The sequence below is a fragment of the Streptomyces sp. VTCC 41912 genome (genome assembly GCF_045799175.1).
Taxonomy (GTDB): Bacteria; Actinomycetota; Actinomycetes; order Streptomycetales; family Streptomycetaceae; genus Streptomyces; species Streptomyces albulus_C.
The window spans coordinates 247,732-271,741 of sequence record NZ_JBJMAB010000008.1 but is presented as its reverse complement, the minus strand read 5'-3'; the positions used below and the strand labels follow the sequence as shown (position 1 = coordinate 271,741).

The 24,010-nt window shown below is 70.5% G+C and carries 22 protein-coding genes and 1 pseudogene; 12 read left to right on the top strand and 11 right to left on the bottom strand.

The window, feature by feature from the left end:
• Positions 1–37: 37 nt before the first annotated feature.
• The 3 genes and pseudogenes from ACJ6WD_RS15325 to ACJ6WD_RS15315 all read right to left on the bottom strand — a co-directional run.
• Positions 38–1,081 carry a methyltransferase gene (locus ACJ6WD_RS15325; protein WP_407615965.1) on the bottom strand — a complete coding sequence of 348 codons (1,044 nt, stop codon included), beginning with the start codon at positions 1,079–1,081 and terminating at the stop codon, positions 38–40.
• A gap of 73 nt (positions 1,082–1,154) precedes the next feature.
• Positions 1,155–2,594 (bottom strand): tryptophanase, encoded by a 1,440-nt coding sequence (locus ACJ6WD_RS15320; RefSeq protein WP_407615964.1) that lies wholly within the window; start codon positions 2,592–2,594, stop codon positions 1,155–1,157.
• Positions 2,595–3,053: 459 nt separating this feature from the next.
• Positions 3,054–3,362, bottom strand: a pseudogene (locus ACJ6WD_RS15315) (IS5/IS1182 family transposase); the annotation flags it as partial.
• A 204-nt stretch (positions 3,363–3,566) separates the two neighbouring features.
• On the opposite strand from ACJ6WD_RS15315, the gene ACJ6WD_RS15310 reads away from it, so the two are divergent.
• The gene (locus ACJ6WD_RS15310; protein ID WP_407615963.1) at positions 3,567–5,852 is read left to right on the top strand and encodes a protein kinase domain-containing protein; all 2,286 of its coding nucleotides are present in this window, start codon (positions 3,567–3,569) and stop codon (positions 5,850–5,852) included.
• Between the two features lie 161 nt (positions 5,853–6,013).
• Here the strand turns inward: ACJ6WD_RS15310 and ACJ6WD_RS15305 are convergent, their stop codons facing one another.
• The gene (locus ACJ6WD_RS15305; protein WP_233655920.1) at positions 6,014–7,426 is read right to left on the bottom strand and encodes a DEAD/DEAH box helicase; all 1,413 of its coding nucleotides are present in this window, start codon (positions 7,424–7,426) and stop codon (positions 6,014–6,016) included.
• Between the two features lie 299 nt (positions 7,427–7,725).
• Entirely contained in the window at positions 7,726–8,322 is a 597-nt protein-coding gene (locus ACJ6WD_RS15300; protein WP_407615962.1) for a dihydrofolate reductase family protein, read from the bottom strand.
• A 554-nt stretch (positions 8,323–8,876) separates the two neighbouring features.
• Between ACJ6WD_RS15300 and ACJ6WD_RS15295 the strand changes: the two genes are divergently transcribed.
• A complete protein-coding gene (locus ACJ6WD_RS15295; protein ID WP_407615961.1) occupies positions 8,877–9,341 on the top strand; it encodes a hypothetical protein in 465 nt (154 codons plus the stop codon).
• A gap of 26 nt (positions 9,342–9,367) precedes the next feature.
• Here ACJ6WD_RS15295 and ACJ6WD_RS15290 read toward each other — a convergent pair whose 3' ends face one another.
• Entirely contained in the window at positions 9,368–9,955 is a 588-nt protein-coding gene (locus ACJ6WD_RS15290) for a DUF664 domain-containing protein (protein WP_407615960.1), read from the bottom strand.
• 43 nt (positions 9,956–9,998) lie between these two features.
• Entirely contained in the window at positions 9,999–10,625 is a 627-nt protein-coding gene (locus tag ACJ6WD_RS15285; RefSeq protein WP_233655925.1) for a bifunctional 2-polyprenyl-6-hydroxyphenol methylase/3-demethylubiquinol 3-O-methyltransferase UbiG, read from the bottom strand.
• A gap of 88 nt (positions 10,626–10,713) precedes the next feature.
• Here ACJ6WD_RS15285 and ACJ6WD_RS15280 point away from each other — a divergent pair, with 88 nt between their 5' ends.
• Positions 10,714–11,322, top strand: coding sequence for a helix-turn-helix domain-containing protein (locus tag ACJ6WD_RS15280; protein ID WP_407615959.1), 609 nt, complete (start codon positions 10,714–10,716; stop codon positions 11,320–11,322).
• A 33-nt stretch (positions 11,323–11,355) separates the two neighbouring features.
• Positions 11,356–11,610 carry an Imm63 family immunity protein gene (locus ACJ6WD_RS15275; RefSeq protein WP_233655927.1) on the top strand — a complete coding sequence of 85 codons (255 nt, stop codon included), beginning with the start codon at positions 11,356–11,358 and terminating at the stop codon, positions 11,608–11,610.
• Positions 11,611–11,614: 4 nt separating this feature from the next.
• Here the strand turns inward: ACJ6WD_RS15275 and ACJ6WD_RS15270 are convergent, their stop codons facing one another.
• Positions 11,615–12,580, bottom strand: coding sequence for an NAD(P)-dependent alcohol dehydrogenase (locus ACJ6WD_RS15270; protein WP_233655929.1), 966 nt, complete (start codon positions 12,578–12,580; stop codon positions 11,615–11,617).
• Between the two features lie 94 nt (positions 12,581–12,674).
• Here ACJ6WD_RS15270 and ACJ6WD_RS15265 point away from each other — a divergent pair, with 94 nt between their 5' ends.
• Positions 12,675–13,355 carry a TetR/AcrR family transcriptional regulator gene (locus ACJ6WD_RS15265; protein ID WP_376553164.1) on the top strand — a complete coding sequence of 227 codons (681 nt, stop codon included), beginning with the start codon at positions 12,675–12,677 and terminating at the stop codon, positions 13,353–13,355.
• A 143-nt stretch (positions 13,356–13,498) separates the two neighbouring features.
• Here the strand turns inward: ACJ6WD_RS15265 and ACJ6WD_RS15260 are convergent, their stop codons facing one another.
• Positions 13,499–14,152 (bottom strand): hypothetical protein, encoded by a 654-nt coding sequence (locus ACJ6WD_RS15260; protein ID WP_407615958.1) that lies wholly within the window; start codon positions 14,150–14,152, stop codon positions 13,499–13,501.
• A gap of 534 nt (positions 14,153–14,686) precedes the next feature.
• Between ACJ6WD_RS15260 and ACJ6WD_RS15255 the strand changes: the two genes are divergently transcribed.
• The gene (locus ACJ6WD_RS15255) at positions 14,687–16,579 is read left to right on the top strand and encodes a glycoside hydrolase family 5 protein (RefSeq protein WP_407615957.1); all 1,893 of its coding nucleotides are present in this window, start codon (positions 14,687–14,689) and stop codon (positions 16,577–16,579) included.
• Positions 16,580–16,676: 97 nt separating this feature from the next.
• On the opposite strand, the gene ACJ6WD_RS15250 is transcribed toward ACJ6WD_RS15255, so the two are convergent.
• Together ACJ6WD_RS15250 and ACJ6WD_RS15245 are read right to left on the bottom strand one after the other, a co-directional pair.
• A complete protein-coding gene (locus ACJ6WD_RS15250) occupies positions 16,677–17,225 on the bottom strand; it encodes a lytic transglycosylase domain-containing protein (RefSeq protein WP_331246188.1) in 549 nt (182 codons plus the stop codon).
• Between the two features lie 687 nt (positions 17,226–17,912).
• Positions 17,913–18,146: a cold shock domain-containing protein gene (locus ACJ6WD_RS15245; RefSeq protein WP_078487047.1), complete on the bottom strand. Its 234-nt coding sequence runs from the start codon at positions 18,144–18,146 to the stop codon at positions 17,913–17,915.
• Between the two features lie 707 nt (positions 18,147–18,853).
• Here ACJ6WD_RS15245 and ACJ6WD_RS15240 point away from each other — a divergent pair.
• The 6 genes from ACJ6WD_RS15240 (at position 18,854) to ACJ6WD_RS15215 (ending at position 23,968) form a co-directional block, all read left to right on the top strand.
• Positions 18,854–19,279 (top strand): BlaI/MecI/CopY family transcriptional regulator, encoded by a 426-nt coding sequence (locus ACJ6WD_RS15240; RefSeq protein WP_044372484.1) that lies wholly within the window; start codon positions 18,854–18,856, stop codon positions 19,277–19,279.
• 4 nt (positions 19,280–19,283) lie between these two features.
• Complete coding sequence (locus ACJ6WD_RS15235; RefSeq protein ID WP_407615956.1) at positions 19,284–20,297, top strand: M56 family metallopeptidase; 1,014 nt, start codon at positions 19,284–19,286, stop codon at positions 20,295–20,297.
• A gap of 289 nt (positions 20,298–20,586) precedes the next feature.
• Positions 20,587–21,912 carry an MGDG synthase family glycosyltransferase gene (locus ACJ6WD_RS15230; RefSeq protein ID WP_407615955.1) on the top strand — a complete coding sequence of 442 codons (1,326 nt, stop codon included), beginning with the start codon at positions 20,587–20,589 and terminating at the stop codon, positions 21,910–21,912.
• Positions 21,909–22,679, top strand: coding sequence for a polysaccharide deacetylase family protein (locus ACJ6WD_RS15225; protein WP_331246185.1), 771 nt, complete (start codon positions 21,909–21,911; stop codon positions 22,677–22,679). Before ACJ6WD_RS15230 ends, ACJ6WD_RS15225 begins: the two co-directional genes overlap by 4 nt.
• 486 nt (positions 22,680–23,165) lie before the next feature.
• The gene (locus ACJ6WD_RS15220) at positions 23,166–23,333 is read left to right on the top strand and encodes a hypothetical protein (RefSeq protein ID WP_376446757.1); all 168 of its coding nucleotides are present in this window, start codon (positions 23,166–23,168) and stop codon (positions 23,331–23,333) included.
• Positions 23,330–23,968 (top strand): TetR/AcrR family transcriptional regulator, encoded by a 639-nt coding sequence (locus tag ACJ6WD_RS15215; RefSeq protein WP_407615954.1) that lies wholly within the window; start codon positions 23,330–23,332, stop codon positions 23,966–23,968. The genes ACJ6WD_RS15220 and ACJ6WD_RS15215 overlap by 4 nt, the downstream gene beginning before the upstream one ends.
• Positions 23,969–24,010 lie beyond the last annotated feature (42 nt).

Here is a 24,010-nt window from a genome sequence, read left to right as displayed (position 1 = left end):
TGCCGTTTCGGGAAACACTCGGGGCACGCAGGCGTGGTCAGCTGACGTGGCCGACGACCACACCGTTGGCGCCTGCCGAGTTGAGGGGCAGGACCTCCACGCGAGCGAAGCCTGCCTCCAGCAGCCAGTCGTGGTACTCCGCAGCCGAGTAGTTCTTGCCACCCTCGGTCTCCACCAGCATGTTCATCCCCATCAAGGCCGCGGCCGGCGGGCCAGTACGCTCGTCGTTGAGCAGGAGTTCGCAGATCAGCACGGCGCCGTCTGGGGGAAGAGCGGTCCGGCACTTGCGCAGCAGCGCTCGGCCGTTCTGTTCATCCCAGTCGTGAAGAATCATGCTCAGGATGATGGTGTCGTAGCCGCGGGGCAGTTCAGGATCGCGGATGAAGTCGCCGACGACCGTATCGACGGTCTCGTTCAGTTCGGCGTCGGTGATCTTCTGGCGCGCCAGGTCACACACGTGTGGCAGTTCGAGGACCGTCGCGCTCAAGTTGCCGAAGAGACGGCACAGTTCGATGGGGAAGGCGCCGGCGCCGCCACCCACGTCCAACAGCCGAGTGTGCCGGGTGAAGTCATAGGCCGTGGCGAGCGCACGCGCCGTGAAGGTGGAGATGGAATACATGCAGTCCCAGAACAGCTGCAGCGTCTCTGAGTCCTCGGTGTCGAAGAGCGACTCCTGCGTGCCCGGGGTCCAGGTGAGGGGACGGTTTGTCCGAAGAGCCTGGACGATGGACTGCCAGGCCGGGTACTCCCGGCGGTCCAGGTAGCGGACGAACCCCCCGAAGTAGTAAGGCCGCCCCTCGACCAGGTACTCCTCCGAGAGTTCCGAATTCCGGTACCGGGAACCGGACTTGTCCAACAGGCCCAACGATGCGCAGCCGGCCAGGAGCAGGTCCGCAGGGCGGTCGGCTATTCCCAGCTCGCCCGACACCTCTTCCATCGTCAGCTCGCGCCCTCCGGCCAGCAGATCGAACAGGCCGACATCGATGGCGCCCGCATAGGTTTTGAAACTCCAGAATCCTGTGGCGAGCTGCATGAGAGGGGTGGGCAACAGCGGTGCGGCTTCTTTGTGCGGTTGCTTCATGGCAAGCTCCTGGTGGGAGAGGAGGGCGAGTTTCCTCACTCGCCCCTGATGGGTCTGCGGGGTACTTCGCGACTTACCCGAAGAGCGGTTCGCCCGACAGCGGCCGGAACCGGGATTGGAAGAAGCGCAGCGTTTCGGGTTCGTAGGCGAACTCCACGCCCGAACGCAGCGCCTCTCGCTGCTCGTACAGCCGGATGACGCTGTCGGCCACCACATCCATGTGGCTCTGCGTGTAGGTGCGACGCGGGATGGTGAGCCGGACCAGTTCGAGGCGCGGATACCGGTTCGCGCCCGACACCGGGTCGCGCCCTGCCGACACGGCTCCCCGCTCAGTGGACCTGATCCCGGCGTCGAGGTAGAGCGCGCAGGTCAACGTCTGTGCGGGAAACTGCTCGTGAGGTACGCCCGGCAGGAATGCGGAAGCGTTGAGGAACACGGCGTGCCCGCCCACCGGGCGCACGATCGGCACGCCCGCCGCAGCGATCCGGTCAGCCAGGTACGCCACCTGCTGGACGCGGGTGCGGATGCTGTCCTCCTGTACGGACTCCTCAATGCCTTGCGCCGTCGCTTCCAGGTCACGGCCGGCCATCCCGCCGTAGGTGTGCAGTCCCTCGTAGACAACGACCAGGTTGCGTGCCTGCTCCGCGAGTGCTGGATCGCGCACAGCAAGCCAGCCACCGATATTGGCGAAGCTGTCTTTCTTCGCCGACATCGTGGCGCCGTCGGTCAGCGCGCACATCTCCCGCAGGATGTCGGCCACCGAGCGTCCGCTCCAGCCCGGCTCACGCTGCTTGATGAACCAGGCGTTCTCCACTGCCCTCGCCGCGTCGAGCATGACCGGGATCCGGTGGCGGCGGGTGAGTTCGCGGACCTCCGCGAGGTTGGCCATACTGATGGGCTGGCCTCCGGCCATGTTCACCGTCGCAGCCAGGGAAACGTACGGGACCTGTTCGGCCCCCACCTTGTCGATGAGCCGTTCCAGCTTGACGAGATCGACATTCCCTTTGAACGGCAAGTCCGCGTCCGGGTCGTGGGCCTCGTCGATGATGATGTCGTGGAAAGTCCCGCCGTTGAGCTCCTGGTGCTGGCGCGTGGTGGTGAAGTACATGTTTCCCGGAATGTGATGACCCGGTCGAATAAGGCAGCGCGACAGCAAGTTCTCCGCTGCCCGCCCCTGGTGGGCAGGTATCACGTGCTCATAGCCGTAGTAGCCACGCACCGCCGCCTCGAAGCGGTAATAGCTCCGCGAGCCCGCATATGACTCGTCGCCAAGCATCACGGCAGCCCACTGCCGGTCCGACATCGCGCTGGTACCCGAGTCGGTGTAAAGGTCGATGTACACCAGCTCCGCCGGCAGCAGGCCCACGTTGTAGCCGGCTGCCGACAGAGCTGCTCTGCGCTCCTCGACGGTTGTGAGTCGGATGAACTCGATGCTCTTGACCCGCCAGGGCTCCGCTGGATGCCGGGCATCTGCCGTGGCGCCCGTGGACTCTGCGTATCCTGAATCGCTCATGGGAGCTGTCCCTCCGCTAGCTCAAGATCTATCTCACCGCCGGCGACCGTCATGTCGTCAGTGCCACCTATCACCCCGGCACGCAAACCTGGCGAACTCGTTCTCGCTGCAGGGAGTCATGGGAACAGCTCGACCAGAAACCCTCGCAATGAGGCGGCCGCGGATCTCTTCATCGAGGGCGTCCGGCCAGGGAACCAAACCCTTTCAGGGTAGGTACGCCGGGCGGCGTAGTGATGATCGTCATAACAGGCACTTCCTGGCAGCAGTTCAGGCTTCCAGAAACGGCCGAGGCAACAGGTAGGCGCCCGATGCGACCGCATCTGGACCGGGTAGACCTCTACTGCATACCTTGGCCACAATCGGAGGAACCCCCCGGCCAAGATCGGCATGTTGAACCTGTTGAACGTTCGCGAGCATGCGAAATATGGGCGCGTTGTTGTACGGCCCAATGAGCCCTTTTCATTCTCCAATTCCGCAGGCCAGGAGGGCTTGGGGGGCTTGGATGATGGTGTCGAGCGGTTGGTTGAGCAGCGTGCTCGGCGGGTGACCCGGCATTGCTCGAGTTGGGTGAGGGCGCGTTGGCCGCAGGCGCGGAGTCGGGCGTGGTCGCGATTGAACTGCTGGTAGTGCTTGGGTTGTTCGTGGTGCTTCTTGTAGGGGGTGCGGACGGTTGAGCCGGCGCCTTGGTAGACGCAGTCGACGAGGATGAGGACCTGCCGGGTCAGGCCGGATGGTGCCGTGGGCTCGGGTCGCGGTCAGGTCACGTGACCACCGACCGACCGGACAGGCCGCCGACGAAGGTGACGCCCTCCTCTTGGCGGGGCTTCGTCGGGTGCGGCGCGGGAGCGGCCCTGGGGCCCCTGTTCGTCACCCGCTGTGCTCTGCTGTACTGCCCTGCGGCTAATTTGTGTGCAGGACAGGTACGCGGGCCCGTGGCGACAGAGGTGCACGGGGGACGGGAGGTCGGGAAGAGTGTCGCTGCGCGCAGGTGATCCAGCCGAGATCGGCGGTTATCCGCTTGAGGCACGGCTCGGCTCGGGTGGCATGGGCACGGTCTTCCTGGCCCGTACGAGTTCGGGGCGACCTGTCGCGATCAAACTGATCCACCCTCAGCTCGCGGCGGACGACGAGTTCCGCATCCGCTTCCGGCAGGAGGTGGCGGCGGCGCGGCGAGTGAGCGGCGCGTTCACCGCCGCCGTGGTCGACGCGGCCACCGAGGCCGAACAGCCGTGGATGGCGACGACCTACATCCAGGGACACACACTCGCCCGGCGCATCGCCACGAAGGGCCCGGTGAACGGAGCGGAGCTGCGAAGGCTCGCCATCGGGCTGGCGGAGGCGCTGCGGGACATCCACCGGGTGGAGGTCGTCCACCGTGACCTGAAGCCCTCGAACGTCGTGCTCTCGCCCGAGGGTCCACGCGTCATCGACTTCGGCATTTCGCGCGCCGTGAACCAGCAGACGCTGACGATCACGGGGCGGGTCATCGGGACGCCGCCCTTCATGTCGCCGGAGCAGTTGAAGGCGCCGCGTGATGTGGGGCCGCGATCCGATGTCTTCTCGTTGGGGACGCTGCTGGCGTACGCAGCGACGGGCCACGGGCCCTTCGACGCGGACAGCCCGTACCTGGCTGCGTATCAGGTGGTGCACGAGGAGCCGTCGCTGGAGGACGTGCCGGTTGCCTTGCGCACGGTCGTCGAGTCGTGCCTGGCCAAGGAGCCCGACGGGCGCCCCTCGGCGCACGAACTCCTCGTGCTGCTACGGGACCTGCCGGCCGACCTCGGCCAGACCGACGCGAGGGGAGTCGGCGCGGGCCGCACCCGCGACATGATCACCCAGCATCACGTCGCGACGCCGGCGACCCCGGCCCCAACTGCCCCGACCGCCCCGACCGCCACCCCGGCACCGGCCGCCCCGACCACCACCCCGGCCGAACCCGATACGGGGAGCGCCGGCACCCCCATCGGCCGCCGACCGCCTCGCCGATGGCGTCCCGTGCTCGCGGCCGCGGTCGCGGTCACGGTGGTGGCGATCGGTGGCGGAGTCGCCGCACTGGTGGCGGGCGGCTTCGGCGGAAACAGCGGCGGCGGCAAGGGCAACAGCGCCGCCGCCCCGAGTGCCGCACTTCCGAACGGCTTCACGCCGTGGCACGAGACCGTGCCGGGCGGACGCCCGGACATCCCCGACGAACTGCGTTGCGTCGCACACGGCGATGCGCTGTTCTGCGGGGGCGGCAGTGTCCTCGCGGCACGCATCAGGGCCGGGGACGGCTCGCGGGTCTGGACAGCGAAGAGCCCCGGCGTACCCGTCAACAACATGTTCCTGGTGGGCGCCACCGACGACACGGTGCTCGGCTACCGCTTCGCCGCCCAGAACGCCCCGCAGGGCCCTCCCAGCGAGGTGGTGGCCCTCGACGCGCACACCGGCCGGGAGCTGTGGTCCGTGGCGTCCGGAGCCCAGTCGACGGCCGTCACGGGGCGGACCCAGGACGCCCTCGTGGTCGGCTCAGACGTCGTGACGGTCGACGCTTCCAACTCCCGCTTCGAGGCCCGCGACGCGCACAGCGGCCGGGTCAGGTGGACGTCGCCGTTCCCTGCGGGTACGCAGTGCGCTCCCGTCCCGATGGGCCCCCGGTTCGTCGCGATGTGCGCGACGCATGCGGAGGTGGATGCCTTGGCGGTGCGCCACCCCGTCCTGTACCCGGTCGACCAGGCTTCGGGGACTCTGGGCAAGCCCATCCCGGTCAACGGCCCCGCCGTGCCGATGGGCGTCGCCGACGGCAGGCTCGTACTCCTGCAGATCCACCTGGCGGGACCGGAGCGGGCCGGCTACGACGGGGTGGTGCGGGTCGACCCGGCCTCGCGGAAGGTCACTTACTCCCGACTGGCCAAGACGTACGCCGGAACGCCCGGCCTGGCGGACGGCACCGTCTACGTGAGCGGGCAGACCGGTCTCGTCACCGCACTCGACCCCGCGACCGGCCGGCAGAAGTGGTCGCGGCAGACTGGCGTGGAGGGCGCGTCGGGTCCTGTTGCGGGCGCCGACGCCCTGTATTTCAGCTCGGCCACCGGCCGGGTGGTCGCGCTGTCGCCGCACGGCGGAAAACCCCTGTGGACAACAGATCCGCGGGCCGATGGCTTGACGGGCGACCCGGACGCAAGCCCGCGGGTGACCCTTGCGGGGCGTGCGGTGGTCGTGGCCGCGGCCAAGAACACTCTCTTCGCCTTCGACGCACAGAAGCCGCCGAAGTCGGGCTGACCCGGGTGGCCGGGCGGCGGCCGCACCGTTGCCGTGGAACACCGCGGGAAGCCCCGGCCGGCACCACGTACCAAGATCTGGGCCAGCGCGAGCCGCTCGGGGGTTCCTTCGGCTACGTCGTCGCCGTCGACTACGACCGCGCCCCGGAACTTCCCTGCGGCTCAGTCGCCGCGCCGCACCCGGGCCGCCTTGCGGGCCTCGGCGAGCATGCGGGCCTCGCTTGCCTTGCGGGATTTGCCGCCGGTGCCACGGGAGGCACTCTTGCTGGTGCCCAGGCCGCGGAAGGGGGCATTGGTGTTCTTGGGGCGAGGTGTGGCGGGCGCGCCGTCGAGGGGGGTGCCGGAGGGTGCCTTGGCGCCGGTGATCCGGCTCAGCTCCGCCTCGCCCGAGCGCACCTTGGTGATCGTCGGCGCGATGCCGGCCTCGGCGATCAACCGGCTCGTCTCCCGGCGCTGGCCCGGCAGCACCAGCGTGACGACGCTGCCGGACTCGCCGGCCCGGGCAGTGCGGCCGGCACGGTGCACATAGTCCTTGGGGTCGGTGGGCGGGTCGACGTTGACCACGAGATCGAGGTCGTCGACGTGCAGCCCACGGGCCGCGACGTTGGTCGCCACCAGGACGGTGACCTGGCCGTTCTTGAACTGCGCAAGGGTGCGTGTGCGCTGCGGCTGGGACTTGCCGCTGTGCAGAGCCGCGGCGCGCACCCCGTTGGCCCGCAGATGCCTGGTGAGCTGGTCGACGGCGTGCTTGGTGTCCAGGAACAGCAGCACGCGACCGTCGCGGGCGGCGATCTCCGTGGTGACGGCGTACCGGTCGGGGCCGTGGACGACCAGCACGTGGTGGTCCATGGTCGTGACCGCGCCCGCGGACGGATCGACCGAGTGGACGACCGGATCGTGGAGGTGGCGGCGGACCAGGTCCTCGACGTCGCGGTCCAGGGTCGCCGAGAACAGCATCCGCTGACCGTCGCGGTGCACCTGGTCGAGGACCTCGGTGACGTGCGGCAGAAAGCCCATGTCGCACATCTGGTCGGCCTCGTCGAGGACGGTGATCCGTACCCGTTCCAGGCGGCAGGCCCTGCGCTCGATGAGGTCGTGCAGGCGGCCGGGCGTGGCGACGACGACCTCGGCCCCGTCGCGCAGCGCGGCGACCTGCCGGCCGATCGACAGGCCGCCGACGACCGTGGCCATCCTCAGCCGGAGCGCGTCGGCATACGGTGCGAGCGCCTCGGTCACCTGTTGGGCCAGCTCCCGGGTGGGCACCAGGATCAGGGCGAGGGGCTGCTTGGGCTCCGCGCGCCGCCCGGCTGTCCGTGCGAGCAGCGGCAGGCCGAAGGCGAGGGTCTTGCCCGATCCCGTGCGCCCACGCCCCAGGACGTCGCGTCCCGCGAGGGCGTCGGGCAGCGTGGCCGCCTGGATCGGGAAGGGCTCGCGCACGCCGAGCTCGGTGAGCGTGCGGAGCACCTCGGCCGGCAGTCCCATGTCGGCGAAGGCGATCGGGGGCGCCGCCGGGGTGAGGGCCGCTGGCTGGTCGAGGTCGCCGTGCGAGGTGCCGACGTGGTCCGGGTGGTTCATGAAGAGCCTTCCGCAGGGGGAACGTACCGAGGAAGGCCCGGCAGCAACGAGCAGCCGACGAACAAGGGCAACCGCACGAACGGAGTCGCCGGCCCTCACCACCGTCCAAACGCGTGATCCTAACACAAAGTGACATTTCGGCCGGCGCGGTGGTGCCGATCGCCCCACCTGCACCGGTGACGCGCCATCGAGCTACGGGCGCAACGCCGGCTCGCCCTGGCTCGCGGCCACAGGGGCGCCTGCCCGGGCCTCTGCCCGTCCGAGCCCGGCCCCGCACAGGCACCGCCCGCCCGGAGCCCTCAGTCGTTGACGCGCGTGTAGGTGAGGAACACCGCACCGCTCCTGAGGGCGGTGTGGTCGACGAGCGTCCAGGTGCGCGGATCGAACGTGGCCTTGCGAGAGAACAACGGGATCCCCTCGCCGAGGGTCAGCGCGCCGACCTTGAGGATCAACGTGTCGATCTCGGCGTACAGGGAGCCCGCCAGTTCGGCACCGCCGAGTAGCCAGATGTCCTTGCCCTCCTGCTGCTTGAGTCCGCGCACGGTCGCCACCGGGTCGTCGGCGACCAATTCGACTGCCGGGTCCGGGATCTCGGTCAGGGTTCGGGAGAACACCAGATGACGCAGATGGGGGTAGGCGTCGTTGATGCCAGCCGCCACACCTATCTCGTAGCTGCGCCGCCCCTCGAGCACGGTGTCGAAGTGCACGCCGTCCGCCGTGACGGACAGCCCTTGCCGAGCCTGGACGGGCAGCGTCTCCGGGTACTCGGCCACGAGATGTTGGACGTAATCCTCCGCAATGGGCCAGAAGCCGTCGGGACCGGTGGGATCCGCGCCGTCCGGGCCCGCGATGAAGCCATCAAGTGTGGTGGCGATGTAGTAGACGAGTCTGCGCATGCCGGGTCCCTTCGGTCAGTCACGCTGTCGTGGTGCGGTCCGGAGCCACCGGATGGCGTGTCCGGCTGCGAGACCGCTGAGTGATCATGGCATCCGTTCTGCGACGCGAACACCATGCCGTCAAGCCTCGAACCCGATTGTCTGCAGTCCAGGGCTCAACCGCCGCTCGCCCCAGCCGACGAACGCGGTCACGGGAAGTCGGCAGAACCAGGAGCCGCTGCCGGGTCCAGCACCGCCCGGCAGCGGTCTTTCGGTCCACGCCACACCAGGCGGTCGCATCGGCGTTGTGGACTCTCAGCCAAGCGACTTGTGGACTGAGTGCTAAGGACATGGCGACAGAAGCCTGGAATTCTGATGTCACGCCATGGGCGCGCCCCCAGGAGGGGCGGGTGCTGTTCTCCGAGGGCCTGGCCCTCAGCCGCGATGACGTAAAACCGAACATCCGGAAAATCAGAAACAGTTAGGGCTGTGCGCCAGTTTGACGCGCAGACGTGGCCCCAACACTCCTGCACAACAAGGGGTGTTGGTGGTCCGCCGCAAACAAATGAGGGAAAGTGAAACTCTCCAAGCGCTCTGTAGCAGGAGCAATGATGGCAGGCATCGTACTGGCTGGGGTCACGACGACCAGTGCGTCCGCTGACATCGTCAAGTGCACCAAGAACACCGTGGCCAGCACCTGGGAAGCGGAGTGCACCAGGTATACGGACGACGGGGACGCCGGGGGTGTGAGCGGCACCGTCTGGTTGAACAAGAGGAGCGACCCGGAGGAGTTCGCATGGGTCAGCTTTTCCGCGGACGGTGAACTCGTGAGCGCCACGAACCAATCAGACCTGACGTTCTGGGTCGAACTGCAATGGTACGACTCGGCCGGTGGGACGCATCGAGACTTCTTCCGCAAGCTGGAGCCCGGGGACGAGGCGGAGGCGAACCTCAGCATCCCCGAAGGACGGAAGGTTCACATTGGAATTCAGACTCTCACAGGCGGCAAGGGCGCACGGACGAATCGTCTAGTGGCCTGACTTGAGAAGCGCGGTCGCCCCGTCCATCACACGACCTGGCGGGGCGATCGTGCTTCCTCGGCGTCGCCACGGCAGGGCGTAACAGCCGGTGTGGGTCCGCCTCCGCTCCAATGGGTTGGCGCCCGGTCGCCCCACGCACCGGGGCCGGATCCGCACCGGAGCAACCGCTTACTGCCACCGAATCGCCGACTGAGGGTGAGCGCCCAGCGGGCGCTGGGGCCTGGACGGCCCCGCCGCGGTCCGGGGACCGGTGCGTTGAGTTCGGTGCACTCGTCGAGCACGGCGTTCGCGCATTCGACCGCGTCACGGTAGCGGGCCACGACATCGGCCGCGCCGTGTTCAGGAGCGGCCTGGAACGTCGGCTGCCAGTCGGTGATGTCGTCCCCGAGGAACGTCCAACGCTCCACGGCCGTCGAGTGGTTGAGCAGACCGAGCAGGTTCGTGCCCGACGGCACCGCGGCTGCTCGTACCCGCGGTTCGGGGGCGCCTTCGACCTTCGCGACGATCGAGTTCCGGAGGTAGTCCAGGAATCCGCGCAGGACCTCGGTCTCGGCGCTTCCGGTGCGGGGCGGCGGGGTGTCGGCGCGGTGGTCGCGGCGGGTGGTGTCGGGCATGGGCGTGGCCTTCCTTCGTCGGGCACGGCGTCGGTCAGGCGAGTCAGGCGGTGCGGCGGACGAGGAGGACGTGGTCGGTGACCTCGGCGGTGCGGCCGTCCGGTCCGGTCGCGATCCGGCGGGCCGCGTCGGCACGCTCCACCGTCCAGCGCTCCGGGTCCAGAGCGATGTCGGCCGCGACCTCCCGCGGGCTGGGGTACCGGGTGTCGTGGTCCTGGCCCCACGACCACGGTGCGGTCGAGCCGTGGTCGACGACCAGCAGCCGCCCGCCGGGACGCAGCGCGTGCGCGGCCGAACGCAGGACGGATGCCCGGTCCAGGTCCCAGGGGGTGTGCAGGTAGTGGGCGCAGACGAGGTCGAATGCGCCGTGCGGGAAGGACTCGTGCAGGTCGTGCCGTGCGGTGCGGACGTGGTCGCCCAGATCGTGGACGCGGGCCAGGGCGGCGAGCCGTTCGACCGCCACGGCCGAGATGTCGACGGCGGTGACGCGCCACCCCTGGCCGGCGAGCCACAGCGCGTCGCCGCCGTCGCCGCATCCGAGGTCCAGCGCGGCACCGGGCGGCAGGCTCCCCACCGTCTCCCGGAGGCGAGCGTTCGGCCGCGGGGCGTCGGCCGCCGGTCGGGCCGCGTAGACGCCGTCCCAGAACGAGAACGCATCGGTGGTGCTCATCAAGTCTCCTTGTCTCGGAAGGAGTTCAGTGTTGTCAGGCGCCCCACGACCTGGCACGGAATCTTGCGGTAATGGCAAGGTGGGCCTCATGGATCGCACAACGGACGACGAGGTCCTCGACGCGGTGGGCCCGCGGCTCCGTGCGCTGCGTCGTGAGCGCGGCATCACCCTCGCCGGCCTGGCGACGACGACCGGCGTGTCGGAGAGCACCCTGTCCCGATTGGAGAGCGGGCAGCGCCGGCCGAGCCTGGAGTTGCTGCTGCCGCTGGCCCGCATCTACGACGTCCCGCTGGACGACCTCGTCGGTGCGCCGCGCACCGGCGACCCGCGCATCCATCTCAAGCCGATCAGCCGGTACGGAATGACGTTCGTACCCCTGTCCCGGCGGCCGGGCGGGGTGCACGCCTTCAAGATGATCATCCCCGCCCGGCCGGAACCGCTCGAACCGACCCCGCAGACCCATGAGGGCTTCGAATGGCTCTACGTGCTCAACGGTCGCCTGCGGCTCGTGATCGGCGAGCGCGACCTGACGTTGCCACCCGGTGAGGCGGCGGAGTTCGACACGTCCTTGCCGCACTGGTTGGGCAGCGCCGACGGCGGCGCGGTCGAGGCGCTCGTCCTGTTCGGCCAGCAGGGACTGCGGGCGCACGTACGCAGTGAGCCGAGCCGGTCGTCCCGGGCCGAGCGTCGGCGATGAACGCGACGAGGGAATGTATCCGCGGCGCGCGACATGGCCGCCAAGCTCTACGGCGACCGCACGCGTGACCTGATCGCGTTCAGCCGGCGGGACGCCGCCCTCCCCTACGTCGAGGTCCATGACGGGATCATCCACTGGATCGTGAGGGAACGCGGCCGGGAACTCCAGCACCGCACCACCGCGGACCTGGACGAGGCCCTGCACTGGATCGCCCTCGACGCCACCTCGGCCTCGTCCATCCGTTGGGAGCTGGAGCAGCGCCACCGCTTCCCCGAAGGAGCGGGGTGACCCCTCAGTCGACCCTGACGACGAACTTGCCCCGCACGCCACCCGCTTCCAACGCCCGGTGTGCCGCCGCCGTCTCCTCCAGCGGGAAGACCGTGTCCACCGAAGGGTGCAGCTTCCCTTCCGAGACGTGGCGGGCGAGGTCGTCGAAGTGCGCACGTTCGGGGTTGCCCATGAAGTAGCGCACCCGGCCGGGTCCGTGTACGGCGCTGGCCGCGATGGAGGCCAGCGAGGCGGCGGGGCGCGTCATGTCGAGCGCGAGGGCGACCATCCGTCCGCCGGGGCTCAGCAGGCGCCGGAAGGTACGCAGATCGGTACCCGCTGCGTCGACGACCACGTCGAACGGGCCCAGTCCCGCCGGGGACACGGTCCGGTGGTCGATGGCATGGTGGGCGCCGAGCGTGCGGACGAAGTCGAGGTTGGCGGCCCGCGCCAGTCCCGTGACCTGGGCACCGTATGCCCTTCCGAGCTGGACGACGGCGCTGCCGACGCCGCCGGCCGCGCCCCGCACGAGGAGCCGTTCACCGGGGCGCAGCGCAGCCTTGTCGCGCAGGGCGGTGACGGCCGTGGTGCCCGTCGCGGGCAGGGCGGCGGCAGCCACGAGGTCGAGGCCGTCCGGGACGCGGCCGAGCCGTTGGGGTCGTACCGTCACGTACTCGGCGGCGCTGCGGAACGCGGAGCGGCCCACGATGCCCCACACCCGGTCGCCGACCGTGACGCCGGTCGTGCCGGTGCCGAGTGCGGCGACCTCGCCGGCGAAGTCCTGCCCGCTGCGTTGCGGGAACCTCCGGCCGGTCAGAAGCTGGACCCGGCCTGAACGGGCCGCCATTTCACCGCCGTTCACGCTGAACGCGTGCACCCGCACCAGGACCTCGCCGGGTGCCGGTTCGGGACGTGGGACCCGGCCCACGTAGAGCACCTCGGGGCCGCCGAAGCGGTCGAGGAGTACGGCTTTCATCGTGCGGTCGTTCATCGTTCCCACCTTCGCAGCGGCCTGATCCTGGGCGCCGAGCGTAGGCTGCCAAGCGGACGAGATCGTCCACTTGAGTCGGAGGTGAGAGAAAGCGGTGGAGGAATCCTCTCGGATCGCGGATGACCACGGGTTGCGGGCGGATGCCCGGCGCAACCGGCAGCGCATCCTCTCGGCGGCCCGCGCGGTCTTCGCCGACCACGGCATCGACGCGCCCATGGCGACCGTGGCCCGACGGGCGGGGGTCGGCGTGGCGACGCTGTACCGGCGTTTCCCCACCCGGGACGCCCTGGTGCGGGCCGCGTTCGCCCAACAGATGGACACCTGCGCCCAGGCACTGACCGAGGCACTCGCAGATCCCGATCCGTGGCGGGGCTTCCAACACCTGGTCGAGACGGTCTGCGCACTGCAACGGGAGGAACGGGGCTTCCCGGCCGCGTTCGTCGCGGCGTTCCCGCACAGCAGGCGAGAACAGGCACGGGTACGGGAACGGGTCGAGCAGGACTTCACCACCCTCGTCCGCAAGGCCCAAGCGGCGGGTGCACTGCGACCCGACTTCCACCCCTCCGACCTCGCCGTGGCCCTGTTGTCCCACTGCGGTCTGGTCACCGCACTGCCGGATGACCGTGCCGCGTCCCGGCGTCTGGTGGCGTACCTGCTCCAGTCGTTCCGCGCCGAGGCGGCCCGCGAACCGCTGCCGCCGCCGAGCGCGCTCTCGCTGCGGAACCTTCCACTCGCGGCCGACGGCTCCCCGGCACAGCGGCGCTCCGAGGAGTGACGCAAGGCCGCTGCTGCACCGGCATTCGCCCACGGCCCTTCCACACCGCGACCTCGCACGCGGCGTCCTCGCACACAGCGTGGGCGTCGTAACGGGGGCGGTGCGGGGGGGCTTGAGGGCCAGTCTCGTCCCGTGCCGGTGTCTCAGACCATGGGGATCAGAACCGCCGGGAGGTCGCCGGCCTCCACGGCCGCCCGGTCGATCGACAACCCGCAATAGGCGCCGACCGCGGTGAACACCGCCGCAGGCAGCAGCTCCCTGCGCGCCTCGTACTCCGCCTCCGCCGCGTCGCCGTGCGGCCTGGGCCCGATCAACGCGCCCGCTTCACGCAGCGCGGCATCCAGGGCGGACCCCTCGCCGGTGTCCTCCCCGAACTCGGCACGCAGGACGCGTTCGTCGCCCGGCACGTGAAGGGTCATGCGCGGCGGGCTCCACCAGTTCATCGTCACGCAGACGAATTCCTCGCCCGGCGCCGGCCGCATCGACTTGACCTTGCGGAAGCCGGTCGACCACGTCGACATGCCCCAGTCCTCCAGCACGTACACCCACTCCCCGCACGTCCCGTACATCGCATGGTTCGTGCGGTCCGGACGTCCGCCCCCCGACGCGACGAGCTCCCGGTAAGGGGTCCGTTCGGCAAGCTCGTCCAGGTCGGCGCCCAGGTTGATCAGGAATTCGTCCTGCTCGATGCCACGGGCACAGGTCAGCGAGATCCCGCCGAGCATTCCCGGCACACCGCCGTCATTGTCCGTGGTGCTGTGCTCGCCTATCCAGGCAATCCCGATCCGATCACTCACGAGGGCATGTCCTTCGGCAGCGGCTGCGGGTGTACTGGTCGAACGTACAGCGCCGACACGGCCCGCTTCCTGGGATCGCGGGCCGCCGGGCTTGTCGTCTCGCGCACCCTGGCCGGAGCCCCCCATAACGAGGGCCTACGGGAATGGGACTTGATCTGGAGGTTGGAGGGAGGCGCCGAGCTTGGCGGCGGCGCATTCCGGTTGGGGCCACCCTGGTCTCGGGTAGTGCGGCCGACCGTGCCGCGGTGTACGGTGATCCGCCAACTGTGGCACCAGGAGCGGGTGGTGGACCACGCCAGGCCGTGACCGTCGGCGGCCGTACCATCGTCCACGGCCAGCCGTGGGCACACGTCGCGGCTGGTGGAGGCGCCACGGCCCCGGGCCGACGACCAGGGCCCGCACCACCCCCTTCCCTTCCCCCCACCACACCCGGAGGGCTGCATGAGAACCGTCAGATCCGTCAGATCCGTCAGATCCGTCAGATCCGTCAGGCGTGCCATACCCGCGCTGCTCGCCGCCACCGCGCTACTGACTGTGGCCGTCCCCGGAGCCTCGGCGGCTCCGGAGACCGCGGCTGCTCCAGGCACCGTTCCCGCCTCGGCTCCCGCCGCGTTGACGGGCGACGCGCTCGCGGCCTCGTGGACCGGCCCGCTCAGCACGCGGGGTCGGTACATCGTCGACGCCGACGGCGACCGCTTCAAACTCAAGTCCGGCAACTGGGCCGGTGCTCAGGGGACTTACGTGGGAAGCGGCGACGCCGACGACGTGGCGAACCACCAGGCCCACCAGAAGTCGAACAACATCCCCCTCGGCCTGGACCGCACCCCGATCGGCCGGATCATGGCCGACTTCCACCGCCTCGGCATCAACAGCATCCGGCTGCCGTTCGCCAACGCACTGGTGCACGACAAGTCCGTGGTCCCGGACAGCGCGGTCGCCGCCAACCCGCAGCTCAAGGGGAAGACGCCGCTGGAGGTGTTCGACGCCGTCATCGCGGCGCTGACCACCGACGGCTTCGCGGTGATCCTCAACAACCACACCACCAGCTACCGCTTCTGCTGCGGCCTGGACGGCAACGAGCGCTGGAACAGCGGCCAGTCGACCCGACAGTGGATCGACGACTGGGTGTTCATGGCCAAGCGCTACCAGGGCAACAAGCGCGTGGTCGGAGCCGACCTGCGCAACGAGGTCCGCCGCGACACCTGGAACGACGCCAACTGGGGCTGGGGCGACGAGCACGACGAGTACACCGCCTTCGAGCAGGCCGGTATCGAGATCCTCCAGGCCGACCCCGACCTGCTGGTCATCATGGAGGGCATCAACTGGCAGGGCATCCCCGCCGCCCCCTTCCCCCACCAACGTCCGGACCTCAAGCCGGTCCGCACCCTCTCCCACACCCTGATCGACTCGAACAAGCTGGTCTACGCGGTGCACTTCTACGGCTACACCGGTCCGGCCAACACCGGTGCCGGCAGTGGTCCGGGAGCGACCGGCGATCCGCGCTACGAGGACTTCACCCCCGACCAACTCGCCCAGGTCGTGAACGACGAGGGGCTGTTCGTCACCGAGGAGGGGAAGCACTTCACCGCACCGGTGTGGGTCAGCGAGTTCGGCGCCGCCGGCCGCGGCTCCACCGACGCCAAGGAGAAGTCCTGGTTCAAGAACTTCACCGACATCCTGGTGAAGAACGACACCGACTTCGCCCAGTGGCCGCTGGTGGGCTGGAGCGACGAGAAGGGCACGCCGAACGACAACTGGGCGTTGCTCTCCTACGACGCGTCCGGGAAGAAGCTCGGCGTCGAGGACGGCGGCGACTGGCGGGCCACCGACTGGAACAAGCTCGTCAACGCCCCCGCCAAGACCGGCCGCATCGCCCCGGCGAACCACTGGAACATCGTCGACATCGATCACGGAGACTGGAACCTCTCCCGCACCATGCTCGCCGGGGCCGACTGGAGCCCGGGCAACTCCAAGGGCAACTGCCCCGACACCGAGCGGCTGATCGGACTCAGCCGCAGCCACGGCCGCGGCCTGTGCACCGACGTGGCCGAGCCGCCCAAGGCAGCGGGCGCGTGGGAGGCGGTCGACGACGAGCGCTACGTCAAGCAGGGTGACTGGGCCAACGGCTACGACAAGCTCCAGTGCCCGGTCAACAGCTTCGCGGTCGGCTACGGCATGAAGGGCCCCGCCATGGCCTCCCTGCTCTGCGCGCCCTCCGCCGCCCCGCTGCCCACCAAGGGCCACAGCGTGTGGTTCGACCAGGGCGACAACCGTCCCGCCACCGGCGGCGCCCACGGCAGTGACTGGGCCGAGAACGACTACAAGGGCCAGTGCGCCGACAACGAGTACGTCGCCGGAGTCGCCATGACCTGGAAGTCGCTCCAACTCGGTCGACCCGACGCCCTGCTCTGCCGCCCCCTCACCTGATCCGTCCCGCACCGACCGGCCGGGGGCGCCCCGGCATGCTGTGAGTGGGGGTCGCCGCCCCGGAGGGAGCCGGAAGGCGCTCGGCCCCGTGTGGTCGTCAGTTGCCCGGAGGGCTGGGCGAGGCGCTGATCTGCTTGGTGTAGGTCTGGGTGTACTTGGGGATCAGCGCCTCGATCCGGTTGACGTAGTTCTGCGTCTCGGGGATCTCCGGGATGCCCCGGGCCTTGAGCACCGCGCCGGGACCCGCGTTGTACGCGGCGAGGGCGAGCTGGGTGGGGTCACCGGGGACGCCCTTGACCTGCTTGAACAGGTGGCACATGTAGGCGCCCTGGGCCGGGATGGCGTCGGCCGGGTTCCACACGTCGGCCTTGCCGTCGCCGGTGAAGTCCTTGCCCCACTCCGCCCAGGTCGACGGATGGAACTGCGCGATGCCCTGGGCCTGGCCGGAATCCGCCCGCGGGTCCCAGTGGCTCTCCGCGTCGAGTTGCGCGGCGAGCATCGGAACGCTCAACTCCGGGCAGGTCTTCGCGGCGGATTGGACGGTAGCCAGGTACTGAGCGGGAATGGTGGGAAGCGTCGGCGGCCGGGTCAGCCACCAGACGACCCCGACGGCGGCGAGGAGGAGTACGACCCCGAAGGCCAGCAACCCCCGACCCCTTCGGCGGCCGGAGCGCCTGCCCCTCCTCCTCGCCGGCGAAGGGCCGTACACCGTGGCGGGCGACGACGCGTCCCACGAGGGGTACGCGGGCTGCTGATCCTGCCGCCATACCGGGCCGCGGTCCGTCGCTCCGGCTTGCTGTTCTTGCATGTGCCCAGTCCGTCTGGTCGGTTCATCCGGAAGTGATGTGTCGTTGACGGATGGGACGCGCCGAATCACGCAATAGTTGCATGATCGCGCAATCGAGCAAGCGTTTGTGAGGATTCCCACAGGAGGGAACCGACCGCACCCGCCCACCCGTCGCGATACCGCCACCAGCGCCGCAGACCCGACGACCACGCCCCGGGAAGGCCGCCGAGAGCCCTGTTCGCAGCCTGGGGCACCTCACCGAACCTCACCTTGGCGCGACGGGCGACCCCGCAGCGCACGGGGGTACACAGGGGTGCACCGTACCCAACGCGATCGCAGGGGCCTCGGCGCCCCCTCCCGCCCGCATGAGGCGATGACCGACCTCCGGGCGGCATGGGGCCCGCGAGCCCGTGCATCCTGCCTGGCCCGACCCGAAGACCAACGCGCACGAAGCGGTCGGGCCCCGGACGCGGACTCGGGCCGACCCGTCGCCGTCTCGGGGTCGACGGACTCCCCCGCGCACCCCGAGGCGGCGACTCGTCCAGGTCACTCGCGCTCGGCGGCTCCCGGAGGGTGGCGGACGATGTTCAGGTGTTCCGCGTGCCAGCCGTTCTCGTCCTCCACCGGAACGTAGGTCACGCGCAGCCCCTCGACGACGAAGGTTCCGTCCTCGATGGCGCGACCGTCCACCCGCAGCTCGCGGCCGTCGTCCCCGTCGATGTACCCCATCCCTCGTGCCTGGTTGTACCACCGGACGACGCCGCTGACCCTGTCAGCCATCTGCCCACCCCCGACTTTCTCAATTGCGCAACTCGTTGACTACCACGAGGGTTTCTTCCCTCCTGACGCCGCGAGGACCCTGCTCCGACGTATCAAGTTCGCTACAACCGCCGGTCGAAGCTGACGACATGCGTCCGCTGACGGTTCGCGTCTGGGGTGACGGGACAGGAGAGCGGCTCCCGCGCACGACGTAGGCAAGGAGACTTTGAGGCAACCCGCTTCGCCTGGACCCCGGGGTGGCCGGATGCGAGAAGAGCGCTCGCGGCAGCGGGGAGCATGACACACTCACGTCCGCATTTGCGGTGCCGCACGTGCACCGTGCAGGGGTGGGGGGGATGAGTGAGACGGTTCGGAGTGGTGACGGTCGTTTCCGCGGTGACGGTGATGGCGGTGGCGAGCTGCACCGCGGCTGACCCATCCGTCCCGTGGGCCAAGCCCTCGGCGCGTTCCGGTGCGGTGTCCCCCTCTCCGCACCCGGGCAAGTCATGGGCGGAAGTCACCGCCGACCTGCGCGCTGCCGGGGACGGGCTGGGCACAGAGTCGCCGACGCCGACCGTGCCGGAGCAGCCCCAATCCTTGTGCCAAGGCCGGCCTTCGTCGGGCGCGAGGGCCGCTGTCCCACTTGCCTGGTCACCGCGGGAGGCGGATCGCGGCCGGCAGGTGGCCGAGTAGCCTGTGCGGACGGATGGCGAAGGAAGGCGACAGCGGTGAGCGGAAGAGGCGAGGAGGCCCGTCAGGGATCCGGCAGGCGGGCGCGCGGTGAGCTGGAGAGCGACGTGCTCGCCACGCTCTGGGCCGCTCGCGGTCCGCTGACCGCGCGCGAGACGCAGGAGCGACTGCCGGGCGACCTGGCCTACACGACGGTCATGACCATCCTGTCGCGGCTGCACGACAAGGGCGTGGTCCTTCGGCACCGCGAGGGTCGCGGGTACGCCTACGAGCCGGCCCGCGACGAGGCGTCTCACACGGCCCAACGCATGCACTCGCTGCTGGAGGGTGGCTCCGACCGTGAGGCGGTGCTGGCCCGTTTCGTCTCCGAACTGTCCGTGCAGGACGAGAACCTGCTGCAACAGTTGCTGACCGGGCACGGGGAACCACCCGCCGAGGGCGGGCGCTCCGCCCGGAATCGGTGACCCCGTGCTGGTCAGCGTCTACGTCCCGGTCCTCGTCACCGCCGCACTCGCGGCGCTGGCGCCGCCCCTCGCACGTCGGCTGCGGCCACGCCCGGCCGCCTGGGCGTTGGTCTGCGTGGCGCTCGTCACGGCGGTCGGTTGGACCGGATCGCTCGCCCTGCTGGCGTTCACCGGCGTGGCACAGATTCCGCAGATCGCGAGGGAAGGGCACTGGTCCGTGGCCGTCCTGCGCGCCGAGGACCCGGTCTACCTCGCCGTCGCGGCCGGCAGCGCCCTGGCACTGGCGGCGGGCGTCGTCTCGTTGGGCGTGGCCGCGGTACGCCAGGTTCGCCATCTGGTGCGGGCCCGGCAGGGGTGCGCCGACCTGCCCGGGCGGGCGGAGTTGGCCGTCGTCGACGACGACGTTCCGCTGGCCTTCGCGCTGCCCGGGAAGCCGGGGCGGATCGTGGTGTCCCGGGGGATGCTGCGCTGCCTGGACGACGGTGAACGCGTGGCCCTGCTCGCGCACGAGCGGGCGCATCTGGCCGGGCGGCACCATGCCTTCCAGGTGCTCTGGCGGCTTGCCGCGGCCTTGAATCCGCTGCTGTGGCCGCTGGCTTCCACCGGTGGTTTCGTCCTGGAGCGTTGGGCCGACGAGGACGCCGCGGCGCGGGTCGGTGACCGCAGGGTCGTCGCGCAAGCTGTCGGGCGCGCCGCGCTCGCCTCGGCCGCCGCGTCCCGCCCCCCGGCACTGGCCGCAACCGGCGGGGCGGTGCCGCAACGGGTGAAGGCCCTGCTCTCGCCGCCTCCTGCCCGTCGGAGACTGCCGTTCGCGGCGGGCGGCCTGCTGTTGGTTCTCTGCTGCGCGAGCCTGGCCAATGCCGCATCCGACAACGACCGGATGCTGGACAACGCACAGTGGGCACAGTGTGCGGCGTACCTCGACATCGTGCGCCCCTGGCCGGCTGACCACGGCGTCCGGCCGGGGGCGTGCTGCGCGGACCGGGATCGACGAGGGCACGGAGAGCGCCAGTCGTAGCCGGCGCCGCGGCCGCGCTCACCCACCCGCCGCCGGTCCTGCTCCGCGCACTCCGGTCGTTTGCCCGGTCCGGCGCCCCGACGCCCCGGCCTTCGAGAGTCCACTGCCCCCTCGGACAGGGTTCCCGTTCCCCAAGTTCTACATCATGTAGTAGCTTCGGTCCTCGGCACTGTCGCGATCCGTCATGGCTCGGATTCGCGGTGCGGCGCGGCCTCGGCCTGCGCCTGGTGCCGCCTGCCCGGGGCGTGCCCGCCTCGCGCCCTGTGTTCCGTCAGGAGGCTGATCGACCGTGCCCGAGCGTCACGAACTGCTGCCGGGCTCGCCTCCCCCCGCAGGACCGCAGGAGACGGGCAGCGGCCGCATCGCCGTCATCTCCGCGAGCGTCGGCGCAGGCCATGACGGGGCGGCCGACGGGCTGACCGCCCGGCTGGCCGCGCAGGGGTACCGGGTGGACCGGTACGACTTCCTCGACCTCCTGCCCGCACGCCTCGGCAAGCTGCTGCGCGGCGCCTACCTCCGGTTGCTGACCCGGGCACCGGAGGGCTACCAACGCCTCTACCAGGCCACGGAGCACGCTTCGCGTCCCGGTACGGTCTGGCGGGCGCTGTTGCGCAGCGCCGAACACCGCACCCTGGCCGCGATCCCGCAGGACACGACCGCGGTCGTCTCGACCTACCCGGGAGCCAGCCAGGTCCTCGGCGCGCTGCGACGGCGCGGCGCGCTGGAGGTGCCGGCCTTCACCTTCCTGACCGACTTCTCCGTCCACGCCCTCTGGGTCGCCCCCGGCATCGACGCGCACCTGGCCGTGCACCCGATACCCGCCGCCCAGGCCCACGTCCAGGGCGCGGCCGCCGTCACCGTCGTCGGCCCGGTCACCGATGCCCGCTTCACCCCCGTCGTCGGCGGGCGACGTTCCGCCGCGCGGGCCCGGTTCGGCCTTCCCGAGCACGCGCCCCTGGCCTTGCTGGTCGCCGGGTCCTGGGGCGTCGGAGCGGTACGGCAGGCCGCCGCCGAGATACGGGCGACGAAGGTCGCGATGCCGGTGGTGGTGTGCGGGCGAAACCAGGCCCTCGCCGAGCAGCTGCGGCAGGACGGCATCACCCACGCCTTCGGTTGGGTGGACGACATGCCCGGCCTGATGCACGCCTGCGACGTGCTGGTCCAAAACGCCGGCGGGTTGACCTCGTTGGAGGCATTCGCCTCCGGGCTACCGGTGGCCAGCTACCGCTGCATCCCCGGCCACGGCCGCACCAACGCCCGAGCGCTGGAGGAGGCGGGCCTGGCGGCCTGGATCCGTACCGCCGAAGGGCTGCGCCCCGTGCTCACCGAGCTTCTGCACGGGCCACGAGGCACAGCCCAACGCGAGGCAGGCATCGCCCTGCACCGAGCCGCTTCCGGCCCGGTACCCGCCATCGCGGCCCGCATCGGACGCCGGTCCAGACCCACCGCGCCGTCGCCCGCGGTGCGCCAGCCGGGCAGGCGGCGGCTCGCCTTGGCCGCCACCACCGCAGCCGCCCTCTCGCTCGGCGTCGCCGCGCCCCTGACCTACGCGTATGCCAAGACCCCCGCCCACTTCACCACCGTCGCCCACTACTTGGACCGGGACGACCGATGACCCCGGCCCGCCCCGCGCTCCTCGCCGCGGGCACGGTCCTGCCGGGGCTCGCCGCCCTGCACGCCGCACCCGTGATCTCCACGTTCGGACCGCTGCGCAACGCGACCATGCCCCGCCTGGCCGGACAGGGCCATCCCGACCACGTCGCCCTCACCTTCGACGACGGACCCGACCACCTGGCAACCCCGCACTTCCTCCGCCTCCTTGAGGCACGCGGGATCCGGGCCACCTTCTTCCTGCTCGGTTCGATGCTGGTCCGCTCGCGCGGCCTGGCGAAGGAGATGGCCGACGCCGGGCACGAGCTCGCCGTCCACGGATGGGACCACCGCCCCCTGCTGCTCCGCGGCCCCCGCGCCACCCGGGACGACATCGCCCGCGCCCGCGATGCGGTGGCCGACGTCACCGGCCGAGCACCGACGCTCTTCAGGCCCCCGTACGGGGTGCTGACCACCGCGACCCATCTCGCCTGCCGCCGCCTCGGGCTGACGCCGGTGCTGTGGACCTGCTGGGGCGAGGACTGGCGCAATCGGGCCACCCCGCACTCCGTCCGGAGCACCGTTCTGCGGGACCTGCGCGGCGGCGGCACCATCCTGCTCCACGACTCCGACTGCACCTCCGCCACCGGCTCCTGGCGCACCACCCTGCGGGCGCTGCCGGGGATACTCGACGCCTGCCAGGCTCATGACTGGCACGTCGGGCCCCTGCGCGAACACGGACTTCCCCATGTGACGCGCCAGGACGGCCTCGCCGGCCCCCCATCCTGCTGAAGGGGCCTGCTCTGCGGATGTCGAGGCGGTCTGGTGGGGGCTCGGATGTGTTGCGAGGATGCCCCGCATGGTTGCTTCCACGAGCGAGGACATGGCCGTTGTCGGGACGGGTGCGGGGACTCGGGTGACCGTGATCCGACCTGCGCCCGCCCGCGGGCCGGTCCCTCGCCGCCCGCGTACCACCGCAGGCTAGACTCCTCCTGCTCATGCCCTTCCTTCCGTCGGTTCACCGGTCGTCTGCTTGCCTGTTCTCCTGCTCCCCGCCGGCACGACGGACCACTGACGGGAGATCAGGCATCCGGAACTCCTCCGTAACAGGCGAATGCGGAGAGCGTTTGGGAGCGTCCGGGCCGTTGGGGAGGGCCTGGAAAGAATCGACTGCACGAGCCGGCGGGAACGTGAAAGACAGTGGAAGAGTCATGTGCGCAGGTCAGAACCGGCGGTAGGCGGGTCTCCGCAGGTTCCGGACCGTGCCTGGCGAGCTCCGTGGTGAAGTGCGTCGGGGCCGCGTGGGAGGGCCAGGCACTCGTCGCCGAGGGGCTGGGCGAGGAGCCCGGTGTCGGCGCCGCGGACGACGGGCGCGACGACTGCGCGGACCGCCTCGCCACCCGTGCGCGGGGATCCGCGAGGCGGCTGCCCGAGGACGTGTCGTGACGGACGGGCTGCGGGAGCGGAAGAAGCGGCAGACACGGCAGCGGATCTCCGAGGTGGCGCTCGCCCTCTTCGTGGCGCGGGGCTTCGACAAGGTCACCATCGCCGAGGTCGCGGCGGCGGCGGACGTCTCGGTCAACACCCTCTACAACTACTTCGCGGCGAAGGAGGACCTGGTCCTGCCGCCGGACGAAGCCTCCCCGCAACGGCTCGCCGACATCGTGCGCGACCGGCGGCCCGGCGAGTCCGCCGCGCGGGCCGTGCTGGACCGGCTGCGGGACGAACTGCGGCGGCGCGACCGGAAGGTGGGCCTGACCGCGGGCTTCGGCCCCGTCTTCGAGATGATGCGGGCCGCGCCCACGCTCACCGCCCGGCTGGAGGACCTCGGCCGGCAGATGACCGACGCCCTCGTGACGGTTCTGACCGAGGAGACCGGCGCGGCGCCCGGGGACCAGACGCCGCGCGTGGTCGCCAGTCAGATCGGCTGGTTCCACTCGCTGGTCTACGGCGAGATCGGCCGGCGGATCGTGGCGGGCGAGAAGCCCGCCACGATCGCCGCGGCCCTGCTGGAGCTCCTCGACGTCGTCGAGGAGACGCTGGGCGAACGCGCGCTCAACTACGCGATCCGTGCGGGCTGATGCCGTCGGTACGTCGGCGGCGCAGCACGCTCGGGAGAGGGC